The following is a 16890-nucleotide window of genomic DNA, read 5'->3' as shown; positions in this document are numbered from 1 at the left end:
CATCCGCGCACTCGCGGATGCGAGCGTGGAACATCGGTCCGCCGGTGCCGCCGCGGGCATCCGGCCCGCCGTCAGCGGATCCCGCTTCCGCGCGACGCGGCAACACCGCTGCGGCACAGCGGAACCCGGGCCGGCCCGTAGCGGAGCCGACCCGGGTTCCGGTGTCGATCAGGCCAGGTCGAAGCGGTCGCTGTCGACGACCTTGACCCACGCGGCGACGAAGTCGTTCACGAACTTCGCGCCCGAGTCCGCCTGCGCGTACACCTCGGAGATCGCCCGCAGCTGCGAGTGCGAACCGAAGACGAGGTCGTTGGCGGTGGCGGTCCAGACCGCCTTGCCCGAGCGCGAGTCGACGCCCTCGTAGACGTTCTCCGCGGTCTCGGAGGCCTTCCACTCGGTGCCCTGGTTCAGCAGGTTGACGAAGAAGTCGTTCGTCAGCGTGCCCGGGCGGTCGGTGAAGACGCCGTGCTCGGCCCCGCCGTAGTTGGCGCCCAGCACACGCAGGCCGCCGACCAGCACCGTCAGCTCCGGAGCGGTGACATCGAGCAGGTACGCCTTCTCGAGCAGCAGGCGCTCGAGCGGCGCCTTCTCCCCGGGGCGCACGTAGTTGCGGAAGCCGTCCGCGCGGGGCTCGAGCACCGCGAAGGACTCGACGTCGGTGTTCTCCTGCGAGGCGTCGGTGCGGCCCGGGTGGAACGGCACGGTGACGTCGTGACCGGCGTCCTTGGCCGCCTTCTCCACGGCGGCGGTGCCGGCCAGGACGATCAGGTCGGCGAGCGAAACCTGCTTGCCCGCACCGGCATTGAACTCCTGCTGGATCTGCTCGAGCACCGGCAGCACCGCGGCGAGCTCGGCGGGTTCGTTGACCTCCCAGCTCTTCTGCGGCTCGAGCCGCAGCCGCGCGCCGTTCGCGCCACCGCGCTTGTCGGTGCTGCGGAAGCTCGACGCCGCGGCCCACGTGGTCTTGACCAGCTGCGCGACCGACAGCCCGGACTCGAGGATCTTGGCCTTGAGCGCGGCGATGTCCTGCTCACCGATCAGTTCGTGATCGACGGCCGGCACCGGGTCCTGCCAGAGCTGCGCCTCGGGCACCCACGGGCCCAGGTAGCGGCTGACCGGACCGAGGTCGCGGTGCAGCAGCTTGTACCAGGCCTTGGCGAACGCCTCGGAGAGCTCCTCGGGATGGTCGAGCCAGCGCCGGGTGATGGCGGCGTACGCCGGGTCCTCGCGCAGGGCCAGGTCCGAGGTCAGCATGGTGGGCGTGCGCGCGGGACCGCCGAACGGGTCCGGGATGCTGCCCGCGCCCGCGCCGTCCTTCGGCCGCCACTGGTGCGCGCCCGCCGGGCTCTTGAACAGCTCCCACTCGTAGCCGTACAGGTTCTGCAGGAAGCCGTTGCCCCACTGGGTCGGGGTGGAGGTCCACACGACCTCGAGGCCGCTGGTGATGGCGTCCTTGCCCTTGCCGGTGCCGTAGGCGCTCTTCCAGCCCAGGCCCTGCTGTTCGATCGAGGCGGCCTCGGGCTCGGCCCCGACCAGCGCGGCATCGCCGGCGCCGTGGGTCTTGCCGAAGCTGTGCCCGCCGACGATCAGCGCGGCGGTCTCCTCGTCGTTCATCGCCATGCGGCCGAACGTTTCCCGGATGTCGCGCGCGGAGGCCACCGGATCCGGCTCGCCGTTGGGGCCCTCCGGGTTCACGTAGATCAGGCCCATCTGCACCGCGCCGAGCGGTCCTGCCAGTTCGCGGTCGCCGCTGTAGCGTTCGTCGCCGAGCCAGGTGTCCTCTTCGCCCCAGAAGATCTCTTCCGGCTCCCAGATGTCGGGGCGGCCGAAGGCGAAGCCGAAGGTCTGGAATCCCATGGAGTCCAGGGCGACGTTGCCGGCGAAGACGAGCAGGTCGGCCCAGGAGATGGCGTTGCCGTACTTCTGCTTGACCGGCCACAGCAGGCGGCGGGCCTTGTCGAGGTTGGCGTTGTCGGGCCAGCTGTTGAGCGGGGCGAAACGCTGCGCGCCCTGACCGCCGCCGCCGCGTCCGTCGGCGATGCGGTAGGTGCCGGCGGCGTGCCAGCTCAGGCGGATGAACAGGCCGCCGTAGTTGCCGTAGTCGGCGGGCCACCAGTCCTGCGAGTCGGTCAGCACCGCGGCGACATCGGCCTTGAGGGCGTCGACGTCGAGGGTGGCGAACGCCTTGGCGTAGTCGAAGTCCGCGCCGAGCGGGTTCGACTTGGACGAATGCGCGTGCAGCACCGAGAGATCGATCTGCTCTGGCCACCAGTCCTTGTTGGTGCGCGGGCGGTGATCGGTCTTGGCGGTCGGCGAGGGGATCGCCGGGTTTTCGCTCTCGCTGGTGCTACCGGCGCCAACTGGGCATTCGGAGGTCACAGTGTTCCTTCCTGATGGTGTATTGCGGGCTGCAATCAAGTAGTAGCTGAATCGGGTTGTGCCGCAGCACAATCGGGACACAGTCCCCAGTAGATGACCTCGGCTTCGTCGATGGCGAAGCCGTGGTCGTCCGACGCGGTGAGACAGGGGGCCGGGCCCACCGCGCAATCGACGTCGGCGATCGACCCGCACGCCCGGCACACGACGTGGTGATGGTTGTCGCCGACGCGGGCCTCGTACCGCGCCACCAGGCCCGACGGCTGGATGCAGCGCACCAGCCCGGCCGCGGTGAGCGTGCGCAGGGAGTCGTATACGGCCTGGTGAGAGACCACGGACAGGTGTGCACGCACGGCCCGGATGATCGTGTCCGTGTCGGCGTGCGGTTGGTTGTGCACAGCGCTCAGCACGGCCACGCGTGGAGCTGTCACGCGCAGCGAAACTCCTCGCAACTGCTCTTGGAATTCCGTGACCGTGGGCACGCCCGCCAGTCTGTCCAGCTTTCTGGAATGAGTCAAGCATTTGATTCACGCCACGCCAGAACCCGCACCGACACGCCCGGTTATCCGCGAGCGCGGGCGAAACCGCAAGGGCCGCTTCCGCCCGCCGGGAATCGGCGGCCCGCGGGCGGACTCAGGGCACGATGACCGCGCGCCCGTGCAGCGAGCCCGCGGACAGCCGCCGATAGGCTTCGGGCGCGTCGTCCAGACTGAACCGTTCGACCGCGATGTCGAGCACGCCCTCGTGGGCCAGGTCGATGAGCTCGATCAGTTCGCTGCGCGATCCCCAGTACGGCGCGGTGACCGCGGACTCGTACGGGCTGATGCCGAAACCCACTCGCGCCGCGGACTTTCCGTCACCGAGGCCGACGATCGTGACGTCGGAGTCGATCCCCGCGACGGCCATCGCGGTGTCGACGGTCGGCTGGTATCCGACGAAGTCGAGCACCAGGCTCGCCCCGCCCGCGCCGGTGATCTTGCGGACGTTCTCGGCCGCGTGCGCGTCGGACAGCACGGCTTCGTGCGCGCCCACCGATTTGGCGAAGTCGAGCTTGTCGTCGCTGACATCGAGCGCGATGACCCGCGCGGGCGACAGATGCCGCAGCAACTGAATGGCAACATGCCCGAGACCGCCGCTCCCGATGACCACGGCCCAGCTCCCCGGCCGCAGCTTGTGCAGCGACCGCTTGATGGCGTGGTACGGCGTGAGCCCGGCATCGGTGAGCGGAACGGTCGCCACCGGATCGAGGTCGCCGATGGGAACGAGATGCCGCGCCGAATCCACGATCAGGTATTCCGCGATGGCGCCCGGCGCGCCCAGCCCCGGCGGGAAGATTCCCAGTTCGGCCGCGCGGGAACAGTAGTTCTCGAGACCCTGCGCACAGAACCAGCACACCCCACATCCCCACGGCCCGTACACCACGACGTTGGTGCCGACGTCGATCCCCTGCACTCCCGCACCGAGTTTCGCGACCCGCCCCGCGCCTTCGTGCCCGAGGGTCAGCGGCAAGGGAAAGCTCAGCATCTCCTTCGGCATGGACATGACGAAGTCGTCGGAATGACACACGCCCGCGGCGGTGACTTCGAGCAATACCTGACCCGGCCCCGGCTCGGGCGTGGGCACCTCACGCACCTGCGGTTCCGCACCGACTTCGACGTATTGCAGAGCCTTCACAGCGCTTCCTCTCGGTCGGGGACGTGACGCGCGAAGAATGTCACCGGCGAACCAATGGCTATCTCACAGCAAACCATAGTGGGCCGGGGAGGTCCATCGGATCCCGTCGCCCGGGTTCGGACGATCAGGCCGCGTCGGATTCGATGAGCGACATATCGAGAGCCGGGTCGTCGAGCCGATCTCCGGCGATGATTCGATCCAGGACGGCGGCGACCGTCGAGGCCGAGGCGGGAATGATCGTGGTTCGCGCGCCGGTGTGGGCGAGGTAGCGGCCGTCGCAGGCGATATCGAGCCAGTCCAGGGTTGCGCTGGGGCCGGGGGTCGCGGCGATCGGAGTGCTGTCGATGGTGACCCTGCCACCGCCGATTCGCGGTGCGTCGAGCAACGCCCGGGTGGTCGCGGCATCGTCGGCCCTGGGCCGCTGCCCGCGATGCACCGCCGGCATTGCGTACGAGATATGTTCGGCCAGTGCGGCATCGGGGCCCGACCACAGGCGTACGGTGCCGCGGTATCCGCCGCGTGCCTTCGAATCCTGCACCGCGAGTACGCTGCGATGTCCCGCCGTGCAGCCGCGCATGCGCACGCTGTGAATAGCGTCCGGGTGGTTGCCGTCGATCGTGACGCGCACCTCCGGCGCAGCGAGGACCCGCAGGGCCGCCGCCAGTTCCCGATCGGCCACGAGCGGGCTTGCCGCGGGTGCTTCGGACCCGAGCCACAGGGGTTCGAGATCGTCCCCGATGCGCGCGCCGGCGAGCTCGCCGGGGTCGAGAATCCAATCCATGCTGTAGTCGTTCCTTTCTCGAATCACGGCCGTCCGGACGCCACCGTCCCCGCACGACCGTATGGGCGGCAGGTAACGGGGCGACCTCGGCGGGCGTCCCGGGAGCCGGACCCAGCACAGAAATTGACCGGCAAATCGACACCGAAATTCGCGTTCGGCCGGATAGGCCCGCCGCAGGCCGCGCTCCTCACCCCCGCGCGTTGTTACCTCACCGTTGTGAAGTGCCGGGCGACGGCTCGCGCCCGGACCGGCCCTGCGTGCGCGGTATCAGTCCCCATCCGCGTTGTCACCCGGCGCCTCCTGGTCACCGTCTTCGTGGCGCATCACTCTTTCCCACCACGAGGTGAATGGGCTCGGCTCCGGCCACGAGACATCGGGCCGAGGTCCGGAATCGGAATTCAGATCATGGGTTCGAACGGAACGAGAGCTGCGGTGCTTGTTCACGGTTCTACACACAACGTTTCTTATCTGGGGTGTTACCGAGCGTCCTCTGACACGGACGGCGAGCGAATCACTGAGACCTGTTCACGCACCGGTTGCCCGATACCCCTCGTTCGAAACAACGAAATTCTTCCTGCGTCGCGACGCCGTGACTTCCGGGCATCCGGGCGGCATCCGATCGCGGAACCATGTGGCTGTTGCCGATGCGGTGAAAGCCGCGGGCGACCGACGCACCACAATCACTGCCCGGAGTCCGGGGCCGGACCCAGGCAGCTAACGGCCTGCGGCTCAGGTGGCGGGGTCCAGGACGATCTTCACCGCGCCGTCGGCCTTGCGCTGGAAGATGTCGTACGCATGCGGCGCGTCTGTCAACGGAAGTCGATGTGTGGCAAAGGTTTCGACACCGAGCGGATCATCGTCACCCAGTAACGGCATGATGTCGCCGACCCAGCGTTTGACGTTGGCCTGCCCCATCCGCAGCTGGATCTGCTTGTCGAACAGCACCCGCATCGGCAGCGGGTCGAGCATTCCGCCGTACACGCCGACCAGGGAGATCGTGCCGCCCCGGCGCACGATGTCGATCGCGAGCAGTAGCGCCGCGAGGCGATCCACTCCGGCGGTGTCGATCATCTTGCGCGCCAGCGCATCCGGCAGTAGCCCGGCCGCGCGCTGGGCCGCCGAGGCGACGGGTGAGCCGTGTGCCTCCATCCCGACCGCGTCGATCACCGCATCGGTGCCACGACCCCGTGTGGCCTCGCGAACGATGTCCGCGATCGAGCCGTCGGCCGCGTTCATGTCGATGACCCGTACCCCGCGCTCAGCCGCTCGAGCCAGCCGCTCGGGGACCCGATCGACGCCGAAAACCTCGATTCCCCGGTGCAGCGCGATCCGGGCGGCCATGTCACCGATCGGCCCGAGACCCAGCACCGTGAGCGAACCACCGTCCGGAACAGCGGCGTACTCGACCGCCTGCCACGCGGTGGGCAGCACATCGGACAGATACAGGAATCGCGTGTCGTGCGGGCCGTGCGGCACCTTGATGTGGGTGAAGTCCGCGTGCGGGACGCGCAGATACTCCGCTTGCCCGCCGGGAACCTGGCCGTACAGCTTCGAGTAGCCGAAAAGCGCTGCTCCACTGCCTTGTTCGCGCACCTGAGTGGTCTCGCACTGGGTCATCAGACCCTCATCGCACATGAAACAGCGACCGCAGCTGATCTGGAAGGGCACCACCACACGATCGCCGACCGCCAGGGTGCCCGCCTCCGTGCCGACTTCCTCCACGACCCCGATCGTCTCGTGCCCCAGCACATCGCCCTCGCTCATGAACGCGCCGAGCACCTCGTACAGATGTAGGTCCGACCCGCAGATCGCGGTCGAGGTGACCCGGATGATCGCATCCGATGGTGACTCGATCATCGGATCGGGGACCAGATCGACCGATACCTTGCGCTTGCCCTGCCACGTGACCGCTCTCATGGGTGCCTCCCGCACATATTCGGATTCGCTTCACACGAGCTGCGCCTACCCGCTGCCTCGATCGCCAATCGGGCAGCGCCCCGCCGGTGCCCGGAACACCGCTGAACGTCGGTGACGCCGATCGGTAGGCGGGAGGACCCGGACCGGAGTGTTTCGCACCCGCGAGCCCGGGCACCCGCGCCGCATGACGTCGTTATGGCTCGATCGATCGCCCGTTCGGACCTACCCGTCCCTCGCCCCGGGGCTGCGGTTCGACCACATAGTCGTCGGGGGCGGCCTGACCGGCGTGGCCACGGCCATGCTCCTGGCCAGGTCGGGCGCATCGGTGGCGCTGCTCGAAGCGCGAGATCTGGGGGCCGTGGCCACCGGGAACACCACCGGCAAGCTGAGCCTGCTGCAGGGAACCCATCTGTCGGAGATCGCCGCCAGACATTCCGACAGCTCCCTGCGCGCGTATCTCGAGGCCAATCGAGCCGGACAGCGCTGGCTGTTGGAATTCTGCGCCGACCACGACATCGACGTGCAGCGCGAGGCGGCGTTCACCTACGCGGCCGCGCCGGAATCGAGAGCGGTCGTCGAGAGGGAGCTCGCGGCGTGTCGCACGGCGGGTCTGGAAGCCGACTGGGTGGACGAGGTGGAGCTGCCTTTTCCGACGTACGGCGCGGTGCGCGCCGGTGATCAGGCCCAGTTCGACCCGATGACGGTTCTGCACGGATTGGCCGCGCAGGCGCAACGGCACGGCGCGGTGATTTCCGAGAACACCCGCGTCACCGGCATCAGTGGGGACACCGTTCATACCGACCTCGGCGACCTCCACGCCGATTCCGTCGTTCTTGCCACGGGCACACCGATTCTCGACCGCGGCGCGTTCTTCGCCCGCCTCGAGGCACAGCGCTCGTATGCCCTCGCGTTCGAGGTGCCGGGGTCCATCCCCCACGGCATGTACCTGTCCGCGGACAGCCCCACGCGGTCTCTGCGCTCTGCGCCCACCTCCGCGGGCGAACTGCTGCTCGTCGGCGGCAACGGGCATCCGGTCGGCCGCGAACCCGAGACCGGTTCCAAGGTGGACGAACTCATCGAGTGGACTCGAACATACTGGCCTACAGCGCAATTGACACACAGCTGGTCTGCCCAGGACTACTCCTCGATCGATGCGCTGCCGTACGTCGGCCCACTGCTTCCGGGCAGTGACCGCATTCTCGTCGCCACGGGATACGCGAAGTGGGGCATGACGAATGGGGTCGCAGCGGCCCTCGCCCTCACCGGCCGCCTGCTCGGCGCCACCCCCGCGTGGGCGCCCGCGCTCGAGGCATGGCGCCCGAGAGAACTCGCCGGGCTCGTCTCCGCGCTCGCGGCCAACAGCAAGGTCGGGCTCGCCCTGGCCGGCGGCTGGGCGCGCGCGGAGCTCCACACCACCGGCGACGCGCCGCCCGAAGGCACCGGCTATGTCCACCGTGACGGGGTCCGGCCGGTCGCGACCTGCACTGTCGACGGCGATACCTCGACGGTCTCCGCGATCTGCCCGCACCTGTACGGCGTCGTGCGGTGGAACGACGCCGAGAAGTCGTGGGACTGTCCCCTGCACGGCTCGCGCTTCGCCGCCGACGGAAGCGTCCTGGAAGGACCCGCGACGCGGCCGCTGGCGTCCCGAGTTTTCGAGTACTGAGGGCACGGCCCGCCGAGCAGCGCCCCGGTCACCGATCCGACGATGCGGAGGCGTATCGAATTCGGGTACAGCGCAAGGGGCCCGCGCCCCACGAACCAGCACTGTCGACACGATCGACTGAACAGGAGGCATGATGACCATGGATCCCGACCCCACGCGCACGCCGGATCTGGAACCGGGAGGCGGTGTGCCCCCGGGCTCGACCCCGCCCGATACGCCGCAGACCTCCGGCCTCTCGGCGCCGGAGCCCCGTACGCGAAATCACTTCCCGCCCACCGGGATCGCCGTGATCATCGTGGTGGCGCTGCTGGTGATCGCGTTCCTGGTCGTGGCGGCCGGAATCCTGCTGTGACCTCGTAGAGGTCGCGCACCTGCGTGACCGGAACCCAGCGGCGCAGAGCGTCACTCGATGGTGGCGGCGGCGAGCATCGAGTGATTGCTCACCCGCACTGCGACGTCGCGGTCCGCGATCCCCACGTGCGCGTGGCAGCCGCACAGCCGAGCAGGTCTGCGACTGTCGCCGCAGACCCGTCCATACCCCGAGATGCCCGATGCCCGATGTGGCAAACCGCCGGCGATCGCTGCCTCGGGTGGACGAACTACCCGAGGACGATCACTCCGCCTCGGGAAGTGCCTGATGTCTGAGATCGGTGAGCGTCCTGCTGAGGATGCGCGAGACCTGCATCTGGGACACGCCCAGCGTCCCGGCTATCTCCAGCTGTGTCATCCCGCGGTAGAAGCGCAGGTGGAGCACGTGGCGGTCGCGTGCGGGTAACCGATCCAGCAACGGCCCGACGCTGAGGGATTCGTCGGTCAGCTGATAGCCGGAGTCGATTTCTCCCAGCGCGTCGGCCACCGAGGCCGTGTGCCGGTCCTCGTTCTCGTCGAAACCGGATTCGAGCGAATCGCAGGAGTAGGCGTTCGCCGCGATCATGGCCTGGGTGACTTCGAGCAGATCCACCCCGAGCTCCATCGCGATCTCGACGGCGGTGGGTGTGCGCGCGTTGCGTTGGGACAGCTCCTCGATCGCCGATCCCAGCCTGCCCTGAATTTCCTTGGTGCGCCGCGGAACTCGCAGTGCCCAGGACTGGTCGCGGAAGTGGCGCCGCACCTCTCCCATCATGGTGGGTATCGCGAACGCGAGAAACGGGGTCCCGCGATGGGGGTCGTAGCGGTCGACCGAACCGATCAACCCGAGGCTCGCGACCTGGAACAGATCGTCGTGGTACTGCCCGCGGCCGGAATACCGGCGGGCGATGTGGTCCGCCAGGGGCAGACAGCGCCGCAGGATCTCCGCCCGCAACCGTGTGTGCTCCGCTGTGTCCGCGGCCGAGTTCGCGAGTTCGAGCAGCAACGGCTCGATGTCGTCGTAGGAATTCGATCCATGTCGCCGCGAAGCGCTGGATGACGTGGGATCGAGAACGTTCTGGTCGGTCATGAGGAGACCTCCGCCCACGGCATCGGATCACCATGGGTTCGCTCGAGAGTTGAACGCGCCCAATCGCCTCGCCGCCCTTCGAGCATCTCAGCTCCCGAGCACGACGGTCAGTACCGCAAACGAACGATTTCACGGTGCGCTGGCCAGAAAGCGAACTATTCGGGCGGCCCCGGGCCGGGGGTCGCCCGTACGTTGTGTCCCGACGCTCGGCCTCGGGACACACATCGTTCCGGTCAGTAGCCGTGCGCCGAATGCGTGCCGGGCGCGGAGCGTGTACCCGCGGGGCCACCCGGCCCGTTTCGCACCATGCGGGGCAGGACCAGCCCGAGGGCGACCATGCCCGCGCCGAGGCCCAGGTGCAGCCAGTTGTCGGCGGTGTTGACCGGAACGAAGTTCGCGGCGCTGTCGTGGTCGATGACCAGGCCGTACAACCACAGCGCCAGGTAGACCACTCCGCCGCCGATCAAGAACGAACGCGAGGCCACGGCGGTGCGGGCGGCGAGCACCCCGGCTACACCGAACAGCAGGTGCACGATGTTGTGCAGGACCGAGACCTGGAACAGGCCGAGCAGTTTCGCGTCGGTGTGGTGTCCGGCGAAGGTCAGGGTATCGAAGTCGGTGGTGATGCCCGGAACGAATCCCAGGACGCCGACGACCAGGAACACCGCGCCGACCGCCAGGGAGCCGATCTGCAGGGGTGAGCGGGTTCGAGCACCCACGGGTGCTACGGGTTGCTGACTGTAAGTCATTGCGAGAACTTCACTTTCGAGTCGGGCGATGCCCTTGCAGACGCCGCCTCCGTGCTGCGGTCGCGTTCGTCGATGAACGGCCGAACGCCCCGGCACGATCTGTCCGGCATGTGCCCATCAGCGTTGGCACGGGCCGTTTACCCGGCGCCTGTGGCCCCAAACGGCAAGTGGGAATCACGTTCCGCGGTCGTTCGGTTCGACCGCCGCCGCGCACCCGTGCAACGACTGCCGGACCTGCCCCGACTCGGGGCGTGCACGGGCTGTCACTCGCGAGAGATGCGCTCCTGCAAAGTATTCAGAATCGAATCGAACGCCTGCACGGTGCCCGGCGGCGCCGAGGGTGCGTGCGAGGAATCCTCGATCAGTTGCGCGGCAAGGGCATCCACCGCGAGACCGGTCTCGCGCGAGCGCCGGCTCAGTATGGCGAACGCGTGGTCGGCATCCACGCCGTACACCCGCATGAGGATGCCTTTGGCCTGTTCGATGACGGCCCGGTCGTCCGTCTCGTCATGGCTGTTCGCTTCGGGCGCTTGGTTTTCGGACGTCACGGGCTCACCGTCCGAAGCGGGGCGCGATCGATCGGCCAGCGTAGTATGCGGCGCACGCCCGTACCGCACCCGGTAGGCGACCGCGAAACGGCCGGGATGCGGGAAACCCCAGCCCATCGCCACCTCGCTGACCGTGGAACCGTCACCGGGACTGCGGTTCTCGAGTTCGGCGTGGGCGGCGTTCATGCGCATGTCTCGCAGGTAGGCCATGGGGGTGGTGTCGAACTCGTGGCGGAACGCCAACTGCAGCGCGCGGATCGAAACGTTGCCCGCGGCGGCGATATCGGCGACGTCGACCTCTTCGCGCAGATTGTCGGACATATACGCCACCGCGCGCCGGACCGGCTCGGCGGCCTGCCCCACCGCGGCGAGAATCTCGGCCGGGGTGGGATCACCCGGTAGTACGGCATCCACACAGGCGGCCACGTACGCCGCGCTCTGTTCGGTGAGACCGAGGGACGTCGTCATCGACTCGATGCTGTGCTGATGTGCGATCACCGCGCGTACCACCGCCACCGCGTCCAGATCCGGGGCGGGGCCGTCGTAGTCCGGATCGGTGACCTCCCGCAGGAAGCGTTCGATCAGAGCCGGGTCCCGGCCGTCGAAACTCGACTTCTCCCTCACCTCAGCACCTCCAGCGAACCGCCGACCGCGCTCACGCATCCTCCACCGGTATCACCGGCCCGCGCTCGTGGGCAGCGGGCCCAATCCATATTCGCACGATGCCGAGGACCCGGACCACGGCGACCCACCGCCTCTCTCTGCTCCGTCCACGAAGTCGGCCTCCGCCGCGGCGCTTGCACTCACCTTCATCCAGTGCTAAACAATATCTCTACCAGATGGTAGAGATTATCTGGTCGACCAACTAGACAGAATGAGGTTTAGCGCCCACATCCCGGGGCACGGTGTCGGTGACGCCCTCCGCTTGCACCAACAACACCGAAAGTATCGACATGTCAACGGATCACGCACACGAGGCTGCCCGCACGACGACCAGCGGTGACTCCTACGACAACCTCGAACCCGCACTGCGCGAGCTCGCGGGCCTGGCCCCCGACGACCCGGCCCGCGCTCGACTGCGCGCGGAGATCATCGCCCGGGCGCTGCCGCTGGGTGAGCACATCGCGTCCCGCTACAACGCGCGCGGAGTGGAAAGGGAGGATCTCGTCCAGATCGCCGCGTGCGGGGTGGTGCTGGCGGTCGACCGGTTCGACCCGGCCCTGGGTTCACCGTTCCTGGGATTCGCGATTCCGACGGTGATGGGCGAGGTGAAACGGTACTTCCGCGACAGCACCTGGGCGGTGCGGGTACCGCGCCGGATCAAGGAAGTTCGCCAGCAGGTCGCCGCGGCCATCCCGGAACTCGCCCAGCGCCTGGACCGCGAACCCACCGCGCGCGAGCTCGCCGCCCACCTCGACACCGATCTGCACGAGATCACCCAAGCCCTGCTCGCCAACAACGGCTACGCCGCCCAATCGCTCGACGCGCGTACCCCCACCGACGACGGGGACGCGACGCCCGCCATCCCGGCCGACGCGCTGACCGTCATCGAGGACGGATACGCGCTGATGGAGGACTCGATCACCATCGGCCCGCTGCTCTCGGCGCTCTCCGCCCAGGAACGCGCGATTCTCCAGATGCGGTTCGGGCGCGATCTGACCCAGGTCCAGATCGGGAAGGCCCTGGGGATCTCGCAGATGCAGGTGTCCCGGATCCTGGCCCGCACCCTGACCACCCTGCGCGCACAGGCTTTGAACGAAGAGCACGCGACCCAAATTGCCTGACGACGCCCCCGAAGCCGAGCACGCCGGCGCGGGGCGGGCCGCGACGAGAGCGAGAACGACACCAACCGGGAGGGTGCGTTCGACAACCTGCTCCCAGGGTTGCCTGCGCCGAGCCCGGCCCGGTCGGTCGCCTCAGGCGACGCTCGGACCACCCGCGCCGATCGCGGCGAGACACAGGCGGGTGCACGCGGCCGCCAGTTCGGCCGCCGACTGCGTGGGCTCGCGGAGCCAGTCCTCCAGCACCATATTGACCCCGCCGACCACGAACAGCGCACTGCGGCGTACTTCCGCCGGGTCGGACAGGTCCGCGTCGATGAGGTCGGAACCGTAGTGCAGGACCAATTCCGTTATCAGGTCGTGCATTTCGATGCGGTATTGCACCAGCGAACCGGCGGTGGCGACGTCGGACACCATGCGGTGAACGTGGCGATCCCGGGTGAGGAGTTCGAAGAACGCGGTGAGCGCGGCCCGGAGTTTGGGTTCGAGACCACCGGGTGTCACCAGGCTCGTGGCGACCAGCAGCTCTGTCACCTGAGCTCGCACCTCGAGGGCGACTTCGCCGATCAGCGCCTCTCGATTGGGAAAGTGCTCGTAGAAGTAGCGCGGGGTGAGCCCGGACGCGGCGCACACCCCGCGCACGGACACCTCGGCGACGCCCGACTCGCCCCAGACCTGCCGGCCCGCGGCGAGCAGCTTGCTGCGGCGGTCGGCGCGGCGCGTTTCCGCACTGACTCCGCCGTAGTCACGCACTACATCCGATCTCGACATTGACATCACCATACCGCGAACCTACCTTTGGAACACGGCCGTTATCCAATATGGCCGCGACTCAACGAGGAGTGCTGATGTCCCAGGTCATACCATCGCGTCATCCCGCTGAACCCCTGCCGGTACCGGGGGTCATCCGAGGTTTCGCACTCGCCCTGGGGCTGCGCAGGCCCGACGCCGGCCAGTTCCGCCATCTCGGCGAGTGCCTGACGGTCGGCGACGAGCCCACGGATCAACTGGTCGAGTGGATGTACTCCGTCGGCATGAGCACCGCCAAGCCGCTGTTCGAGCGGGCGCTGGCCGACGGCATCGCGAGTGTGCAATCGCCGCCGGAGCCACTGCGGGCGTTCTTCGCCGACCTCGAGGCGATCCCCGCCTGGGTCGATCCCGACACCCTCACCCGGGCCGCCCTGGTACTGCGCGGCGGTGGATCGGACGGCATGTACCTCGCGCGCGATGTCTCGCTGCTGGGCGGCTACCAGTTCGCCGGATTCAACCAGACTCTTTTGCGGACAGGCGCTTTGGAGAAGGGGTCCAACACCCGTTTCGCCGAAACGATGAAGTGGGCCATGGATGTCATCTCGGCCGACGGTCTACTGCCCGGCACCACCGGGTATCGATCCACGGTGCGGGTCCGGATGATTCACTCGTTCGTGCGCCGGCACGTGGTCGCGATGCCGGACTGGGAACCGCAGCGCTGGGGCCTGCCGATCAACCAAACCGATATGGCGGCAACGCTCGTGGGCTCGTTCATCGCCCCGACGACGGGCGGTCTCGGCATGGGGATGCTGCTGCCGCCGTCCGATCTCGACGCGATCGCGCATCTGACCCGCTACACCGGCTGGCTGCTCGGCGTGCGGGAGGAGTTCCTGCCGCACTCGTTCCGCGACGGCGTCCGCGTGCTCTACCACACGATGACGGCCCTCGCGACGCCCGACGAAACCACCAAACAGCTGGCCGCGCCCATGGTCGACGACCCACTGACCTGGAACTACAGCCGGTTCCCGCAGCTGCGCAGGAAACTGGCGAGATCGGCGCACCTGTCCGTCACCAGCGCCTTCCTGGGCCCTCGCGCCATGCGTGCGCTGGGCCTGCCGAAGGCCGTCCCGCCGTGGTACCCACTCGTCCGCATTCCCGTGAATATCACCAGATCCGTTACCGCACAGCTGGTTCCCGGCGGCATGGAACGCGCCGCGGCCCGCGGTGAACGCGAGAACGCCACCTTCCTGCGGACCATGACCGACGCCCCGACGACCATCGGCGGCGCGGTCGAGGGCCTTGTCAAAAGCGCATAGGCGATGTGCGCGCGGGCGAACCCCCGTCCGCGCGGCGCTCATCGCGTGGCCGAGGGTCAGTGGCCCATTTGATCGGTCAGCGACAGCCCTTCCTTGGCCTTGATCCGACGGTGCTCGAGCAGGAGCCACACCGTCCCGCCCACAATCCCGACCGCACACACGGTGGCCCCGATCAGAGCCCAGCCCATGAATCCGTAGGCCGCCGCCGTGAGCGTCGCGCCGAGCGCCGCGATGCCCAGCATCCACAGCAGGATGCCGGGGAAGTTGTAACCGTCTTCGATGCTTTCACCGGCGTGACTTCGCGTCGTCCGGGCCGTATCGGGAACGCCGTCGGGCGACTGGTCGTGGGTTCCGGGACGGGTCATGAGGTCGCTCCTTCGCTGTCGGGTTATTGATGCGATTACCCCGCTCACTCCAGGCAAACGTGAACTTTCGCGCGCAATGGACGGGTACCGCGTCGGATCACCGCTGGAGCGAAGCGCTTGACCCGGACGGATTGCGGGTAGTTCACCGGTACTCAACGCGACGGCGAGTCGTAAGGAGATGGCCATGAAGGCACCGGGTGCGGCCCCGTTCATTCCGCCCCGCGTCAACGACCGCGCGGCGGCCCGCACGGATTTCGTGATGGATCCGAAGCGGGCGCGGCCGCGATCAGCGAATTCCGGGCCGGGTGCCTGATGACGACCATGGAACCGGTGACCGTCGGCGTTGAGGAGGAATTCCTGCTGACCGACCCGAGGACGGGCGCGCCGGTCCCGAAGAACACCGCCGTCGCCCGGACCGCGAAGCAATCCGGGGTCGAGTTGCAGCTCGAATTGACCGGTTGCCAGGTGGAAATCAGCACCGGCGTCCATACGGACACGGCGGCGCTGCTCGCCGAACTGGGTTCGCTGCGGCGCGCGGTCGCCGAATGCGCGAAGCGGAACGATGCGCGGTTGCTCGCCGTCGCGGTACCCCCGAGCGTTCCCGAGGAGTTTCCCGTCACCGACACCCCCCGATATCAGCGCATCGCCGATCGGTTCGGGATGCTCGCCCGCGAACAGGGACTGTGCGGCTGCCACGTGCACGCCGGCGTGCCGGACCGCGATACCGCGCTGCGGGTCAGCAACCAGCTGCGCCCGTGGCTCCCGGTGTTTCTGGCGTTGACCGCGAATTCCTCGATCTATCGCGGCGCGGACACGGGGTACGCGAGCTGGCGCAGCATCCTGTGGCATCGCTGGCCCAGCGCGGGTCCCCCGCCGTACTTCGAGTCGGTCGCCGACTACGACGCCCTGGTCGATCTGATGGTCTCCGGCGGCAGCATTCTCGACAGGAAGATGGTGTATTGGGATGTTCGCCCGTCCGAGTCGTACCCCACGATCGAGGTGCGGATCAGCGACGTGCCCGCCACCGTCACCGAGTCGGCGCTGCTCGCCACGCTGATTCGAGCGTCCGTCATGACCGCCCTCGCCGACCTGGACGAGGGCCGGCGGGCACCGGCGGTGCGCGCCGAGGTGCTCCGCGCCGCGTATTGGAACGCCGCGCGCTACGGCCTCGACGGCGCGGGCCTCGATCCCCGCACCCGCCACGTCATTTCCGCGCACGCGCTCGTGAACGGCTTGATCGAGCACGTGACACCGGCCCTGGAAGCCCTTGGCGCACAGGTGTTCGTACGCGACGCCGTGGCCACGGTCCTGCGCACCGGAAACGGCGCGCAGCGGCAGCGGGCGGTGTTCCGCGAGGGCGGCGACATCTCCCGACTGACCACCGAACTCGAGCACATCACCCTGGAGGGATGCCCGTGATGAGCGGGAATCAGTGCCGCGCTTCGCCTTCCACAGCACCCGACCGGCCGCGACCGGACGGGGCGAGGCCGAACGCGAACCTCGCCTCGTCGGTGTAGTCGGTGCCGATC

The 16890-nt window shown here is 68.3% G+C and carries 15 protein-coding genes; 5 read left to right on the top strand and 10 right to left on the bottom strand.

The window, feature by feature from the left end; genetic code table 11:
* Positions 1-168 precede the first annotated feature (168 nt).
* The 5 genes from katG to ABZ319_RS22680 all read right to left on the bottom strand — a co-directional run bounded on the left by katG (position 169) and on the right by ABZ319_RS22680 (position 6748).
* On the bottom strand, positions 169-2379 hold the full coding sequence (gene katG, locus ABZ319_RS22700) for a catalase/peroxidase HPI (protein ID WP_354988455.1): 2211 nt from the start codon (positions 2377-2379) through the stop codon (positions 169-171).
* 35 nt (positions 2380-2414) lie between these two features.
* Positions 2415-2858, bottom strand: coding sequence for a Fur family transcriptional regulator (locus ABZ319_RS22695; protein ID WP_354988454.1), 444 nt, complete (start codon positions 2856-2858; stop codon positions 2415-2417).
* A 151-nt stretch (positions 2859-3009) separates the two neighbouring features.
* Complete coding sequence (locus ABZ319_RS22690) at positions 3010-4050, bottom strand: NAD(P)-dependent alcohol dehydrogenase (RefSeq protein WP_354988453.1); 1041 nt, start codon at positions 4048-4050, stop codon at positions 3010-3012.
* 124 nt (positions 4051-4174) lie between these two features.
* Positions 4175-4831 carry a hypothetical protein gene (locus tag ABZ319_RS22685; protein ID WP_354988452.1) on the bottom strand — a complete coding sequence of 219 codons (657 nt, stop codon included), beginning with the start codon at positions 4829-4831 and terminating at the stop codon, positions 4175-4177.
* A gap of 729 nt (positions 4832-5560) precedes the next feature.
* A complete protein-coding gene (locus ABZ319_RS22680; protein WP_354988451.1) occupies positions 5561-6748 on the bottom strand; it encodes an alcohol dehydrogenase catalytic domain-containing protein in 1188 nt (395 codons plus the stop codon).
* 184 nt (positions 6749-6932) lie between these two features.
* On the opposite strand from ABZ319_RS22680, the gene ABZ319_RS22675 reads away from it, so the two are divergent.
* Complete coding sequence (locus tag ABZ319_RS22675) at positions 6933-8414, top strand: FAD-dependent oxidoreductase (RefSeq protein WP_354988450.1); 1482 nt, start codon at positions 6933-6935, stop codon at positions 8412-8414.
* Positions 8415-8547: 133 nt separating this feature from the next.
* Entirely contained in the window at positions 8548-8766 is a 219-nt protein-coding gene (locus ABZ319_RS22670; RefSeq protein ID WP_354988449.1) for a DUF6480 family protein, read from the top strand.
* Between the two features lie 261 nt (positions 8767-9027).
* Here the strand turns inward: ABZ319_RS22670 and ABZ319_RS22665 are convergent, their stop codons facing one another.
* The 3 genes from ABZ319_RS22665 to ABZ319_RS22655 all read right to left on the bottom strand — a co-directional run bounded on the left by ABZ319_RS22665 (position 9028) and on the right by ABZ319_RS22655 (position 11773).
* Complete coding sequence (locus tag ABZ319_RS22665) at positions 9028-9852, bottom strand: SigB/SigF/SigG family RNA polymerase sigma factor (protein WP_354988448.1); 825 nt, start codon at positions 9850-9852, stop codon at positions 9028-9030.
* A gap of 233 nt (positions 9853-10085) precedes the next feature.
* A complete protein-coding gene (locus ABZ319_RS22660) occupies positions 10086-10601 on the bottom strand; it encodes a DUF4383 domain-containing protein (protein WP_354988447.1) in 516 nt (171 codons plus the stop codon).
* Positions 10602-10864: 263 nt separating this feature from the next.
* Positions 10865-11773, bottom strand: a complete 909-nt coding sequence (locus ABZ319_RS22655; protein ID WP_354988446.1) for a helix-turn-helix domain-containing protein — start codon at positions 11771-11773, stop codon at positions 10865-10867.
* 329 nt (positions 11774-12102) lie between these two features.
* Between ABZ319_RS22655 and ABZ319_RS22650 the strand changes: the two genes are divergently transcribed.
* Positions 12103-12933, top strand: a complete 831-nt coding sequence (locus ABZ319_RS22650) for a SigB/SigF/SigG family RNA polymerase sigma factor (RefSeq protein ID WP_354988445.1) — start codon at positions 12103-12105, stop codon at positions 12931-12933.
* Positions 12934-13065: 132 nt separating this feature from the next.
* Here the strand turns inward: ABZ319_RS22650 and ABZ319_RS22645 are convergent, their stop codons facing one another.
* Positions 13066-13701 (bottom strand): TetR/AcrR family transcriptional regulator, encoded by a 636-nt coding sequence (locus ABZ319_RS22645; RefSeq protein WP_354988444.1) that lies wholly within the window; start codon positions 13699-13701, stop codon positions 13066-13068.
* 77 nt (positions 13702-13778) lie between these two features.
* Between ABZ319_RS22645 and ABZ319_RS22640 the strand changes: the two genes are divergently transcribed.
* Positions 13779-14996, top strand: a complete 1218-nt coding sequence (locus ABZ319_RS22640; RefSeq protein ID WP_354988443.1) for an oxygenase MpaB family protein — start codon at positions 13779-13781, stop codon at positions 14994-14996.
* 56 nt (positions 14997-15052) lie between these two features.
* Here ABZ319_RS22640 and ABZ319_RS22635 read toward each other — a convergent pair whose 3' ends face one another.
* The gene (locus ABZ319_RS22635) at positions 15053-15361 is read right to left on the bottom strand and encodes a hypothetical protein (protein WP_354988442.1); all 309 of its coding nucleotides are present in this window, start codon (positions 15359-15361) and stop codon (positions 15053-15055) included.
* Positions 15362-15682: 321 nt separating this feature from the next.
* Here ABZ319_RS22635 and ABZ319_RS22630 point away from each other — a divergent pair, with 321 nt between their 5' ends.
* Complete coding sequence (locus ABZ319_RS22630; protein ID WP_354988456.1) at positions 15683-16780, top strand: glutamate--cysteine ligase; 1098 nt, start codon at positions 15683-15685, stop codon at positions 16778-16780.
* Positions 16781-16890 lie beyond the last annotated feature (110 nt).

This window comes from Nocardia sp. NPDC005978, assembly GCF_040614455.1.
Lineage (GTDB): Bacteria > Actinomycetota > Actinomycetes > Mycobacteriales > Mycobacteriaceae > Nocardia.
The sequence above is the reverse complement of the archived record's forward strand: the minus strand, read 5'-3'. Positions and strand labels throughout refer to the sequence as shown.